We start from the raw sequence: 13,068 nt of genomic DNA, 5'->3' as shown, positions 1-13,068 counted from the left end.
ATTTCCGCCCCCATGAAAGCGTCAAGGCAGACACGCTGCAAAACCGCCGCAGATCACTGGAAAATACGCCAAGGTCAGTTACCATGCCTGTTTCAATCCTGATACAAGGCCGCCCCGTGTTCCCTGGCTCGCCCCCGTTCCCGCGCCTGCTGATAGTGACTGCCCTGCTCGCAGGCCCAGCCATGGCCGACGACCTGTTCATCGACAACAGCGACCTGCCGCAGGTTCTGACCGCCACACGCCTGAAACAATCCCCGGCGGCAGTCCCGGGCAGCATGACCGTGCTCGACAGCGAGCTGATCCGCGCCAGCGGCGCCCGCGACATCCCCGAACTGCTGCGCCTGGTACCGGGCATGATGATCGGCTACGGCGCCGGCAACCAGCCGACGGTCAACTACCACGGCAGCAACGCCAGCGAAGCGCGGCGCATGCAGGTGCTGATCGATGGCCGCTCGGTGTACCGGGCTGGCCTGGCCACGGTGGACTGGAGCGACATCCCCCTGGCCATGGAAGACATCGAGCGCATCGAGGTGTTCCGCGGCCCCAACACGGTCAGCTACGGTGCCAATGCGCTGATGGCGGTGGTCAACATCCTCACCCGCAACCCCGCCGACAGCCATGGCACACGATTGAAAGTGACCCGCGGCGAGGACGGCATCAACGACTTCTATGCCAGCCACGGCTTCGGCTGGGATGGCGGCGACATGCGCCTGTCGTTGTCGGGCCAGCAGGACGACGGTTTCGACCACGACCAGTTCGGCCAGGATTACCGGGACAGCCGCCGGCTGACCCGCTTCAACCTCAGTGCCAGCCACAACCTGTCGTTGAACCAGACCCTGGAATGGCAACTGGCGGCAAAAGAAGGCAGCAACCAGCGGCCCTATACCTACCAGCCGGTATTCCCCTATGTCACCCAGCGCGGCGACAATGCCGACGTCAATGCCAAGGACTACGCAGGGTCGGTGCGCTGGAACATCGACTTCAACCCCGATCACAGCCTGTATGTGCAGGGTTCGGCACAACACTTCGACCGCCAACAGGTGTGGCGGGCCTGTGATGCCGCACTGTCGTTCAGCCCCGAACTGACCCGGCTGTGGCAGATGAACCCCAATTACGCCGAGTTGGTGGCACGCGGTGCCAACAACCCGCCACCCAGCAGCAACCCGGTAGAACAAGCGCTGGTCGATGCCATCAAGGATCAGTGGAACAACCAGGGCGGCAGCAGCGTGGTGTGCGGCGATGTCGACCAGAGCACCCGCGAAACCCGCTATGACCTGGAAATCCAGGACACCCTGAGCCTGACCGACAGCCTGCGCCTGCTCAGCGGCGTGAACTACCGCTATGATCGTGCCGACTCGCAGACCTACTTCAACGGCAGCCTCGACGACCAGACCTGGCGCCTGTTCGGCCAACTGGAATGGCGCGCCGACGAGCATTGGGTCCTGCAGGGTGGCGCCATGTTCGAGGATTCGCGGCTGTCTGGCAGCTCGCTCACCCCGCGCGTCGCGGTCAACTACCTGATTACCCCGCGCCACGGCCTGCGTGCGGTGTATTCCGAGGCAGTGCGCTCGCCCGACATGTTCGAGAACAACATCAACTGGAGCTACACGGTCAAGAACCTCAGCCCCAATGCGTTCGGCCAACAGCACGGTGAGTATTTCGTCAAGACCCGCGGCCCGGGCGACCTCGACCAGGAGCGTATGCGCTCGCGCGAACTGGGTTACAACGGCTACTTCAGCGACATCGACCTGAGCATGGATGTGAAGCTGTTCTACGACGAGATCACCGGCATGATCAGCGAGCCCCTGAAGAACAACCAGTACGTCGCCAGCAACGCCAACAAGGCCCGGTTCAGCGGCAGCGAGACGCAACTGGACTGGCGCCCCACCCTGCGTGACCGCCTGCGTCTGACCTATGCCTATGTCGATGCCTGGGCCAGCAACCCCGACGACCGTCGCCTCACCGCCCGCAACAGCGGCTCGGCCGGGTGGATGCGCGAATGGGGCGATGGCTGGTCGAGTGCGCTGTTCTACTACGGTGACGATGCGCTCAACCAGTACCGCTACCAGCGCGTGGACCTGCGCTTGGCCAAGCGCCTCAAGGTGCAAGGCAGCAACCTGGAACTGGCGGCGCTGTGGCAGCAGCGCCTTGACGACGAGCCGACCACGACCGCGCAGAACCGCTACGACAGCCGCCACCGCCTCAGTTTCAGCGCGGAGCTGGCGTTCTGATGGCCCTGGTGCTGCGCCTGTTGCTGCTGTGCCTGTGGCCCTTGGGGCCGTTGTCCGCCAGCGAAATTCTGCTGGTAGGCGCGCAAGACCAGCCCGGCATCCGCAGTTTCGTCGCCGCACTAGAAAGCCGTCGGCCGTACGATCAGGTGCGTTTCCAGACCACTGCCGACCTGCCTGCCCCTGGCAAGCTTAAACCCGACCAGCGCCTGGTTCTGCTGGACAATGACGCCCTGGAATGGCGGCTGGGTGAAAACGCCGGCCCGCCAGCCTTGGCCATGCGGGTAAGCCGGGTACAGGCTGAGCAGCGCCTGGGAAAGTCGCGTCCAGCGTTCCTCACCCTGCTGTGGAGTGACCCACCGTTGGGCCGACAACTGCGCCTGGCGCGCTACCTGCTGCCGCAGGCACAACGCATTGGTGTGCTGTACGGCGAGCACAGTGGTTTCCTGATTGAAGAACTGCGCCATGCAGCTCGCCCGTTAGGCTTGGAGATCATTGCCCAGGACTGGCCCGACCTGCGTGACAGCAGGCCCCTGCAGCACCTGCTAGGTAACAGCGATGTGTTGCTGGGCCTGGATGACCCAGACCTGTACAACTCCAAGACTGCAAAGAACCTGCTGTTGAGCAGTTATGGCCGGCAGATGGCGTTGATCGGCCCGAACGCCGGCTTTGTTCGCGCCGGCGCCCTGGCCAGCACCTACAGCGACCAGGAGGACTGGCTGGCAGTACTTGACCAGTTGCTCGACCAGCCGCCGGGGCGCTGGCCGCGCAGCCTGTATCCGGCCCGTTTCGGCGTCAGTGGCAACCAGCAGGTGGCGCGCGCCCTGGGCCTGCAACCCATCGATCCGTCCGCCGCCGCCAAGGCCCTGGCCGAAGGAGAGCCCACCCCATGAGCAAAGGCCTGAGCTGGGACATCCACACCCGCACGCAAATCATCAGCCTGGGCCCTGCCCTGCTGCTGACCTTGCTGCTGATCAGCTTCTTCACCTTCGTGCGCATCCAGGACTTGCGCCAGGAACTGAACCACACCGGGCAATTGATCGCCAACCAGTTGGCCCCGGCTTCGGAGTACGGGGTGATCTCGGGCAACAACGAAGTGCTCGAAGGCCTGATGCGCGCCACCCTCAGCATCCCGCACGTGCGCTTCCTCGAGGTGCAGGACAGCCGCAACCACATCCTGGTGTATGTCGAGCAGTCCGACGAAAGCGCCAACCGCGCGCAACGCGTCGAAGTGTTCCAGGCGCCCATACGCCTGCAGCAAATCCGCCTGGACAGTGACTTCCTGCAGCAGGGCAAGGCCGCCACACCCGCCATCGGCGACGACTACCTGGGCCGGGTGATCGTTGGCATGTCCGATGACGCCTTCAGCCAACGCCAACAGGAAATCGTGATCAAGGCCGGTATCCTGGCGCTGTTCGCCTTGCTGTTCACCTTTTTGCTGGCGCGTCGCCTGGCACTTAGCCTGGCCAAGCCGATCAGCGACATGGGGCATGCGGTCAAGGCCATACAGCAGGGCCAGTACAACACCCCGCTACCCGTGGTCGATGATAGCGAGCTGGGCCACCTGGCCCGCCATATCAACAACCTGGCCAACGCCCTGGAGCAGGCCAGCGATGAACAGAAGCAGGCCATTGCCGAGCTGATCCAGGCCCGCGAGGAAGCCGAACAGGCCAACAGAGCCAAATCGGACTTCCTGGCGATGATGAGCCATGAGCTGCGCACCCCGATGAATGGCGTGCTGGGCATGCTGCAGTTGCTGGAAACCACGACACTGAGCAATGAACAGGCCGACTACACTGCCGTGGCCAGCGAGTCCACCGGGCATTTGTTGAAAGTCATCAATGACATCCTCGATTTCTCGCGCATCGAGCGCGCTGCGCTGCAGCTGGAGCACATCGATTTCAACCTCGGCGAGCTGATCACCAGCAGCGTCCAGTCATTCCAGCACAGCGCTCAACAGCGCGGCCTGGGCCTGCACCTGCAATTGCCGGCGGGTATCGAGCAGTTGCAAGTGAACGGCGACCCCACGCGCATCCGCCAGATCCTGCTGAACCTGGTCGGTAACGCACTGAAGTTCACCGAACGCGGCCAGGTTCAGGTCGAAGCACGCTGGCAGGTGCTCGACCGGCAGTTGATCTGGCTCACCTGCAGCGTGCGCGACACGGGTATCGGCATCGACAGCGACCGCCTGGAAATGATGTTCGTGGCCTTCCAGCAGGCCGACAGCTCGATCTCCCGCCGTTATGGCGGCACCGGGCTGGGCCTGTCGATCGCCCGCACCCTGGCCGAGCGCATGGGCGGCAAGCTGCGCGGTGAAAGTCGCGAAGGCCTGGGTTCTACATTTACCCTGGAAATGCCGCTGGCCCTGGCCAGCCCTTCCCCAAGCCCGCCGACATTGCCAACGCACGCGAAAACGACGGCACCCGGCAGTGATCAGGTGCTGCTGGTAGAGGACAATCCGGTCAACCAGAGCGTCATCGAAGCCATGCTGCGCAGCCTGGGCCTGGCGGTATGCACAGCCGAAGATGGCCTTGAGGCCGTCGACCTGGTCAGCCGCCAGCGCTTTGCCGCCGTGCTGATGGACTGTCGCCTGCCGCACCTGGACGGCTATGAAGCTACCCGGCGCATACGCCAGCTGCCCAACGGCGCCGGGCTACCGATCATCGCCCTGACGGCCAACGCCTTGCAGGGCGACCGCGAGCGTTGCATGGCCGCCGGCATGGACGATTACCTGAGCAAACCCTTGCGCCGCACCGAACTGCAGCGGGTGCTGCAACGCTGGTTACCCGGTCAGACAACCGCGACTGGCGATAAATGCTAAAGTGCGGCAGTCTTAAACACTGGACAGGACCATCATCGGACCTGAAAATAGACGTTTCAGTGCACACCTGTACTTCTTTCAGCAGGTGCGCTGTGACTTTCACCACAACGCAATAGTCTACCTGTAGGCTGCCGTCTCGAAGCCGTTGGTTTTCGGGCCGGCCGGGAAGATTCATCCCCTGCCACAGGGGGTTATTGAGGAGCTCGCATGACCAAACAACACGCCTTTACTCGGGAAGACCTGCTGCGCTGCAGTCGCGGTGAGCTGTTCGGCCCAGGTAATGCGCAACTGCCCGCGCCGAACATGCTGATGGTCGATCGCATCACCCATATCAGCGAAGAAGGCGGCAAGTACGGCAAAGGTGAATTGGTCGCCGAGCTGGATATCACCCCGGACCTGTGGTTCTTCGCCTGCCACTTTGAAGGTGATCCGGTCATGCCGGGCTGCCTGGGCCTCGACGCCATGTGGCAGCTGGTAGGCTTCTTCCTCGGCTGGCAAGGCCTGCCGGGCCGCGGCCGTGCCCTGGGCTCGGGCGAGGTTAAATTCTTCGGCCAGGTACTGCCCGAAGCCAAGAAAGTTACCTACAACATTCAGATCAAGCGTGTCCTGAAGGGCAAGCTGAACATGGCCATCGCCGATGGCTCGGTCAGCGTCGACGGCCGTGAGATCTACACTGCCGAAGGCCTGCGGGTCGGCGTGTTCACTTCCACTGACAATTTCTAAGGGTTATTCGCATGCGCCGCGTCGTTATCACTGGTCTGGGCATCGTATCGTGCCTGGGCAATGACAAAGCTACCGTCACCGAAAACCTGCGCAACAGCCGTCCGGGTATCCGTTTCAACCCGGATTACAAGGAAATGGGGCTGCGTAGCCAGGTTTCCGGGTCCATCGACCTCAACCTCGAAGAACTGATCGACCGTAAGGTCTACCGCTTCGTCGGCCACGCCGCTGCCTACGCCTACCTGGCAATGCAGGACGCGATCAAGGACGCCGGCCTGACCGAAGAGCAGGTTTCCAGCCCGCGTACCGGCCTGGTGGCTGGCTCCGGCGGCGCCTCGACCCTGAACCAGATGGAAGCGCTGGACACCCTGCGCGAGAAAGGCGTCAAGCGCGTCGGCCCATACCGCGTTACCCGCACCATGGGCAGCACCGTTTCGGCGTGCCTGGCAACCCCGTTCAAGATCAAGGGCATCAACTACTCGATCTCGTCGGCTTGCGCCACCTCGGCACACTGCATCGGCACCGCCCTGGAGCAGATCCAGTGGGGCAAACAGGACATCGTCTTCGCCGGTGGCGGTGAAGAAGAGCACTGGAGCCAGTCGTTCCTGTTCGATGCCATGGGCGCCCTGTCGACCAAGCGCAACGAAACCCCGGAACTGGCCTCGCGCGCCTACGACGCCGACCGTGATGGCTTCGTCATCGCTGGCGGTGGCGGCATGGTGGTGGTCGAGGAGCTGGAACACGCCCTGGCCCGTGGCGCCAAGATCTACGCCGAAATCGTTGGCTACGGCGCTACTTCCGACGGCTACGACATGGTTGCCCCGAGCGGTGAAGGTGCCATCCGCTGCATGCAGCAGGCACTGGCCACCGTCGACACCCCGATCGATTACCTGAACACCCACGGCACCTCGACCCCGGTCGGTGACGTTGCCGAGATCAAGGGCGTTCGCGCAGTATTCGGCGACAAGGCACCGAAGATCAGCTCGACCAAGAGCCTGTCGGGCCACTCGCTGGGCGCCGCTGGCGTGCACGAGGCAATCTACTGCCTGCTGATGATGGAAAACAACTTCATCGCCGGCTCTGCCAACATCGACGAGCTGGACCCGGAGGTCGCCGACCTGCCGATCCTGCGCAAAACCGAAGAAAACGCCAAGATCGATACGGTCATGAGCAACAGCTTCGGCTTCGGCGGCACCAACGCCACCTTGGTGCTCAAGCGCTGGGAAGGCAAGTAAGACGCTGATGCGGTAATCGAAAACGCCCCGACTGGTTCGGGGCGTTTTCATTTGTGTTGCCTGTACCGGCCTATTCGCGGGCATGCCCGCGAAGAGGCCGGCACAGGCTATTGATGAACCTTGGGCAACACTGCCAGAAAATTCTCCCGGGCCACTTTATTAGCTACCTGTTCTGGCAATGCATCCAGAAACGGCCTGAACCCGTGCATCTGCTCCCCCAGGCTGCCAAACCGCCCCACCACATCCGACCCCAGCATGAACCGCTCCGGGTACCGCTCGACCAATGCCACCCAAGCCTTGCGCGGCACGCCCTTGTCATCCAGCAGATAGGGCTGCAGCACACTCCACGACAGGTCGACATACAGGTTCGGGTAATCCTCCAGCAACCGCGTCAGCACCGGGAGCAAAAAGTCCATCTGCGTCTGGTGCCGGTGGATCTCCATGCTGCTGCCGGCGTGCGCCCAGATGAACCGCGTGTGCGGGTGATTGCGCAGCGGCTCTTCGATCTCGGCCAGGTACAGCGGATTGCGCTCGCGCTTGGAGGTGATATTGGAATGCAGCAGCACCGGCAAGTCGCGCTCCGCCGCCAGGTGGTAGATTCGCGTCATGGCTTCGTTGTTGGCGCGGGGCGTGTCGCCACTGGTCAACGCCGTCAGGTCGTCGTGACGGGTGAACACCTCGCCAATGCCTTGCCACAGCCCTGGATACATGTCGAGCATGCGCTCGATATGGCTGACGGCGTTCTTGTCCACCGGGTTGAAGCCGGTCAGGAACGGATGAAAGCGTTTGCGCTGCTCTACCGGCAACTGCTGCAGGGCGGCCGCCACGTAGGTATCGGTGGCGCTGTACCAGTAGGCATCGGCATCGTCACCGGCGTAATAACGCGGGCGCTTGGGCTCGTCTTCATGCCATTTCTTGGCCACCGGTATGCCGGAAATCATCGACTGCTCGATGCCTGCGGCATCCATGGCCTTTAGCAACGCCGGCATGCCTTCGCTCTCCTGGAAGAAGTCGACGTAGTGCAGGTGGGCATCGCTGTAGCGGTAGTCGCGTGCCTGTGCCGCCTGGCACAGCCAGCCAGACAACAACACGCAGGCCAGCGCTCTGGCAATCATGGGCAGCTTCCTTCTACGGGTATGGAAACAGTAGACCGGCCGGCAAACGATACGGTTCAGCCGCAACAGGCAAACCGCTATGCTTGAGGCATTTCCACCGCGCCTGGAGCCCACCCCATGAGCAGCCCCCTGATCATCCGCCCACGTGCCGAATCGGTCGAGGGCCAGCCGATCCTGCGCCCGCTGCCGGCAGCACAGTGCCGTAGCGTCGGCCCGTTCGTGTTCTTCGACCATATGCTCGAAACCGACTATGCCCCAGGGCATGGCATGGACATCCGCCAGCACCCGCACATCGGTCTGTCGACCCTGACCTACCTGTTCGAAGGGGCAATCCTGCACAAGGACAGCCTCGGTTCAGAGCAGCGCGTGCTCCCCGGCGATGTCAGCTGGATGACGGCTGGCAGCGGCGTGGCCCATGTCGAGCGTACGCCGGCAGATGCCCTGGCCCATGGTTCGCGCCTGCACGGCTTGCAAGTGTGGCTGGCTTCGCCGCGCGCGCACGAACAAGGCCCGGCGAGCTACAGCCACCACCCGGCGGCGAGCCTGCCGGTCAGTGACCACCTGGGGGTACGCATCTGCATGATTGCTGGCACCGGGTTCTGCCTGGAGTCACCGGTGCCGGTGCTCTCCCCTACCCTTTATGCGCACGTACAGATGCAACCGGCGACGACGCTGCTGATACCGGCTGAACACGTGCAGCGGGCGCTTTATCTGCTGGATGGCGAGTTGCTGCTGGGCGATGAGGATGTGGAGCCTTGCAGCCTGGTGGTGCTGCCGGAGGGCGAGGACGTGACGCTGTATGCAGAGGGCGAGAGCCAGCTGGTGCTGATTGGCGGGGAGCCACTGGATGGGCCGCGGCGGATGAACTGGAATTTCGTGGCCAGTGACCCGGAACTGATCGAGCAAGCCAGGGCGCGATGGGCTGCGGGGGATTGGCCGGTGGTACCGGGGGAAACCTCAAGGATCGAGTTGCCCCGGTAAATCTGGGGCTGCTCTGCAGCCCATCGATTACAGGGGAACGCGTAACCCTTGTAGGAGCGGCCTTGTGTCGCGAAGGGCCGCAAAGCGGCCCCCTGCATTGTCAGCGCTGGAACACTTCAGTCAGCAGATTGTGCATCGAGCGGAAGGCCCGCTCCGAAGTGCGACGGTCATACTGCATCTTGCCCGGTACATTGGCATTCGGGTCGGTAAACGAGTGCACCGCCCCGCCATAGCTCAGCAACTGCCAGTCGACCTTGGCCGCGTTCATCTCGTCCTCGAACGCTGGCAACTGCTCTTTTGGCACCAACGGGTCGGAGGCACCATGCAACACCAGCACCGAGCCCTTGATATGCTTGGCATCTTCAGTGTTCGGCGTGTCCAGGGTGCCATGGAACGACACCGCCGCACGCAGGTCGGCGCCACTACGGGCCAACTCCAGGGCACAGCAGCCACCGAAGCAGAAGCCGAAGGTGGCAACCTTGCCAGGCTCCAGCAGCGCCTTCGACTGCCCCAGCAGTTGCGCCAGGGCTTCCTGCATACGCTTGCGCAACTCGCCACGGTCGTTTTTCAGCGGCATCATCGCCGCACCGGCCTCGTCGGCATTGGACGGGCGTACCGATTGGCCGTACAGGTCGGCAATCAGCACCACATAACCCTTCTCGGCCACTTCCTTGGCGATGCGCTCGGCACCTTCGCCAATACCCATCCAGTTCGGCGCCATCACCAGGCCTGGGCGGCCCAGCGCCCCTTGCTCATAGACCAGGCGGCTTTCGTAAGCCTTGCCGGACAGGTGATAAACCAGCGATTCGACGATTACCTTGCTCATCAAGCACTCCTTAGGCACTTTCGATAAAAAGCCCGCCATGAAAAAAGCCCGCCGAGGCGGGCTTTCCTTTACATCAACTCAAGCAGACAGCTCTACCAGCAGCTTGTTCAGGCGACGAACGTAGGCCGCCGGGTCCTTCAAGCTGTCACCGGCCGCCAGGGCCGCCTGATCGAACAGGATGTGCGACAGCTCGGCGAAGCGGTCTTCGCTCTGCTCGTTGTCCAGTTTCTCGATCAGCGGGTGGCTTGGGTTGAACTCGAAGATCGGCTTGGACTCCGGTACCTTCTGCCCGCTGGCTTCCAGAATCTGGCGCATCTGCAAGCCCAGGTCCTGCTCGCCAATGGCCAAAATCGCCGGGGAGTCGGTCAGGCGGTGCGACACGCGCACGTCGGCCACGCTGTCACCCAGCGCGCCCTTCAGGCGCTCAACCAGGCCTTCCTTCTCCTTGGCGACTTCTTCCTGGGCTTTCTTGTCTTCTTCCGAGTCCAGGTTGCCCAGGTCCAGGTCGCCACGGGCGACGTCGACGAAGGCCTTGCCGTCGAACTCGTTGAGGTAGCTCATCAGCCACTCGTCGATACGGTCGGTCAGCAGCAGCACTTCGATGCCTTTCTTGCGGAAGACTTCCAGGTGCGGGCTGTTCTTGACCTGCGCGTACGACTCGCCGGTGAGGTAGTAGATCTTGTCCTGGCCTTCCTTGGCGCGAGCCAGGTAGTCGGCCAGGGCAACGCTCTGCTCGCCGCTGTCGTCGTGGGTGGAGGCGAAGCGCAGCAGGCCGGCGATCTTCTCCTTGTTGGCGAAATCTTCGGCCGGGCCTTCCTTCAGCACCTGGCCGAAGTTTTTCCAGAAGCCCTTGTACTGCTCGGGTTCGTTTTTCGCGAGTTTCTCCAGCATGTCCAGCACGCGCTTGGTCAGCGCGGTTTTCATCGACTCGATGATCGGGTCTTTCTGCAGGATTTCGCGGGACACGTTCAGCGACAGGTCGTTGGAGTCGACCACACCTTTGATGAAGCGCAGGTACAGCGGCAGGAACGATTCGGCCTGCTCCATGATGAACACGCGCTGCACATACAGCTTCAGGCCGCGCGACGCTTCGCGCTGATACAGGTCGAACGGTGCGCGGGCCGGCACGTACAGCAGCGAATTGTACTCAAGCTTGCCTTCGACCTTGTTGTGGCTCCAGGTCAGCGGGTTTTCAAAGTCATGGCCAATGTGCTTGTAGAACTCCTGGTATTCCTCGTCCTTGATCTCGGTACGCGGACGGGTCCACAGGGCGCTGGCGCGGTTGACGGTTTCCCACTCTTCGGCTGGCTGCTCCTCGCCTTCGGCGGCAGCCTGCTCCTTCGGCAACTGGATAGGCAAGGCGATGTGGTCGGAGTACTTCTTGACCACGTTGCGCAGGCGCCAGCCATCAGCGAACTCTTTCTCTTCCTGCTTCAGGTGCAGGACGATGCGGGTACCGCGCTGTGGCTTGTCGATGGTGGCCACCTCGAACTCGCCCTCGCCTTTCGACGACCAGTGCACGCCTTCGGCAGCAGGCTGACCGGCGCGACGGCTGTACACGTCGACCTTGTCGGCCACGATGAACGCGGAGTAGAAGCCCACACCGAACTGACCGATCAGGTGCGAGTCTTTCTTCTGGTCACCGGTGAGGTTCTTCATGAAGTCGGCGGTGCCGGACTTGGCGATAGTGCCAAGGTGAGCGATGACGTCTTCGCGGCTCATGCCGATGCCGTTGTCCTCAAGGGTAACGGTACCGGCATCCTTGTCGAAGCTCAGGCGAATTTTCAGTTCATCGCCACCTTCAAGCAACTCTGGCTTGGCCAGGGCTTCGAACCGCAGTTTGTCCACCGCGTCGGAGGCGTTGGAAATCAGTTCCCGCAGGAAGATTTCCTTGTTCGAGTACAGCGAATGAATCATGAGGTGCAGCAGTTGCTTTACCTCGGTCTGGAAGCCCAGCGTTTCCTTTTGTGTTTCCACAGTCATGGTCTTCGAAACTCCGATCTGATGGCAGTGACGCCTGGCGGCCGGTTTGGCCTGCGTTAATGGCGGATGTCATTCAGATGGGGGCTGCCCGGATGATTTCAAGGGCTTTTCCGGCTCGATCTTGAAATGCGCACGGGCAGTGGCAATTGGCGCCTGCCTGTCGCCCTGCCAGGCGGTAATGGCCACGTTGGTCACCCGGCGGCCCTGGCGCCACAGCTGGCATTGGGCGTAGGTATCGCGAAAATGCCCGGCGCGCAGGTAGTCGATGGAAAAGTCGATAATCTTCGGAATGCTCGCGCTTTCGCTGTAGATCAGCAGGTACAGCGCGGCGGAAAGCTCCATAAAACCCGCAATTACGCCACCATGGATGGCGGGAAGTAACGGGTTGCCGATGTTGTCCGGATTGGCCGGCAGGCGGAACAGAAGGTCACCGCCCTGGCGCTCGCATTCGATGCCGATCAGCCCTGCGTAGGGGATCAGCGCCAGTAATGGCCGGTAATCACCGACTGCGTGGGCGGCGTTGAGTTGCTGGCGAACCGCATGCGGAATCATGCACCGCCCTCCTTCAGGCTATTACCGAAACGGATACCACCCTTGATCTCCTGGCCCAGACGCATGAACGTCCCCACCACTTGGCAGATAGGCTGGTCAGGGTCGTCCTGGTAGGCGGTGCCGCGGGTGAAGATCACGTCACGGGTAACGCGGTAGCACTGGGCGTAACCGTAGATGTCCTTGCCGGCTTCGGCCGGGTGCATATAGTCGATGCGCAGGTCCAGTGTGGGGCACACTTCGAAGCGCGGCAACACGCACAGCGTGGCCATGCCGCAGGTGGTGTCCATCAGCGTGGTCAGCGCTCCGCCGTGCACGGCGCCGGTTTGTGGGTTGCCGACAATGGCGGGTGACCAGGGCAAGACCAAGGTCATGCCCTCAGCGTCGGCCTGCGCCACACGCACCTGCAACAGCTGACAATGTTTTAACGCCGAAAGAAAACGCTCGGCCCTCGCCATCAAGGTTGAATCGCTCATGCTCTGTTCCACCGGCCGCCACGCGGCTGCATAAATTCGTTAAAAAATCCATATAGAACACGGCGTTATATATCTGTAATCTTCGTGGAACTTATTCCGCGCAGTTAGACTCGAAGGAACAAGTCACTTATTCC

The 13,068-nt window shown here is 62.3% G+C and carries 11 protein-coding genes; 6 read left to right on the top strand and 5 right to left on the bottom strand.

Going from position 1 to position 13,068, the window contains the following annotated elements; genetic code table 11:
- Window positions 1-83: 83 nt before the first annotated feature.
- The 5 genes from ABI582_RS24130 (at window position 84) to fabB (ending at window position 7,004) form a co-directional block, all read left to right on the top strand.
- Entirely contained in the window at window positions 84-2,231 is a 2,148-nt protein-coding gene (locus ABI582_RS24130) for a TonB-dependent receptor plug domain-containing protein (protein WP_442120508.1), read from the top strand.
- The gene (locus ABI582_RS24125) at window positions 2,231-3,121 is read left to right on the top strand and encodes an ABC transporter substrate-binding protein (protein ID WP_442120507.1); all 891 of its coding nucleotides are present in this window, start codon (window positions 2,231-2,233) and stop codon (window positions 3,119-3,121) included. The genes ABI582_RS24130 and ABI582_RS24125 overlap by 1 nt, the downstream gene beginning before the upstream one ends.
- Window positions 3,118-5,049: an ATP-binding protein gene (locus ABI582_RS24120; protein WP_442120506.1), complete on the top strand. Its 1,932-nt coding sequence runs from the start codon at window positions 3,118-3,120 to the stop codon at window positions 5,047-5,049. The genes ABI582_RS24125 and ABI582_RS24120 overlap by 4 nt, the downstream gene beginning before the upstream one ends.
- A 207-nt stretch (window positions 5,050-5,256) precedes the next feature.
- Window positions 5,257-5,772 (top strand): 3-hydroxyacyl-[acyl-carrier-protein] dehydratase FabA, encoded by a 516-nt coding sequence (gene fabA, locus ABI582_RS24115; RefSeq protein ID WP_016488267.1) that lies wholly within the window; start codon window positions 5,257-5,259, stop codon window positions 5,770-5,772.
- Between the two features lie 11 nt (window positions 5,773-5,783).
- The gene (fabB, locus tag ABI582_RS24110) at window positions 5,784-7,004 is read left to right on the top strand and encodes a beta-ketoacyl-ACP synthase I (RefSeq protein WP_338744680.1); all 1,221 of its coding nucleotides are present in this window, start codon (window positions 5,784-5,786) and stop codon (window positions 7,002-7,004) included.
- Window positions 7,005-7,111: 107 nt separating this feature from the next.
- Here the strand turns inward: fabB and ABI582_RS24105 are convergent, their stop codons facing one another.
- Window positions 7,112-8,119, bottom strand: coding sequence for an amidohydrolase family protein (locus ABI582_RS24105; RefSeq protein WP_442120505.1), 1,008 nt, complete (start codon window positions 8,117-8,119; stop codon window positions 7,112-7,114).
- Between the two features lie 117 nt (window positions 8,120-8,236).
- On the opposite strand from ABI582_RS24105, the gene ABI582_RS24100 reads away from it, so the two are divergent.
- On the top strand, window positions 8,237-9,100 hold the full coding sequence (locus tag ABI582_RS24100; RefSeq protein ID WP_442120504.1) for a pirin family protein: 864 nt from the start codon (window positions 8,237-8,239) through the stop codon (window positions 9,098-9,100).
- 100 nt (window positions 9,101-9,200) lie between these two features.
- On the opposite strand, the gene ABI582_RS24095 is transcribed toward ABI582_RS24100, so the two are convergent.
- The 4 genes from ABI582_RS24095 to ABI582_RS24080 all read right to left on the bottom strand — a co-directional run bounded on the left by ABI582_RS24095 (window position 9,201) and on the right by ABI582_RS24080 (window position 12,934).
- Window positions 9,201-9,926: a dienelactone hydrolase family protein gene (locus tag ABI582_RS24095; protein WP_442120503.1), complete on the bottom strand. Its 726-nt coding sequence runs from the start codon at window positions 9,924-9,926 to the stop codon at window positions 9,201-9,203.
- Between the two features lie 78 nt (window positions 9,927-10,004).
- Window positions 10,005-11,909: a molecular chaperone HtpG gene (htpG, locus tag ABI582_RS24090; RefSeq protein WP_338744684.1), complete on the bottom strand. Its 1,905-nt coding sequence runs from the start codon at window positions 11,907-11,909 to the stop codon at window positions 10,005-10,007.
- Window positions 11,910-11,978: 69 nt separating this feature from the next.
- Window positions 11,979-12,461: a PaaI family thioesterase gene (locus ABI582_RS24085; RefSeq protein WP_442120502.1), complete on the bottom strand. Its 483-nt coding sequence runs from the start codon at window positions 12,459-12,461 to the stop codon at window positions 11,979-11,981.
- A complete protein-coding gene (locus ABI582_RS24080) occupies window positions 12,458-12,934 on the bottom strand; it encodes a PaaI family thioesterase (RefSeq protein ID WP_338744685.1) in 477 nt (158 codons plus the stop codon). Before ABI582_RS24080 ends, ABI582_RS24085 begins: the two co-directional genes overlap by 4 nt.
- Between the last annotated feature and the right edge of the window lie 134 nt (window positions 12,935-13,068).

Source organism: Pseudomonas sp. SAS7 (assembly GCF_052112345.1).
Classification (GTDB): domain Bacteria; phylum Pseudomonadota; class Gammaproteobacteria; order Pseudomonadales; family Pseudomonadaceae; genus Aquipseudomonas; species Aquipseudomonas putida_Q.
The sequence above is the reverse complement of the archived record's forward strand: the minus strand, read 5'-3'. Positions and strand labels throughout refer to the sequence as shown.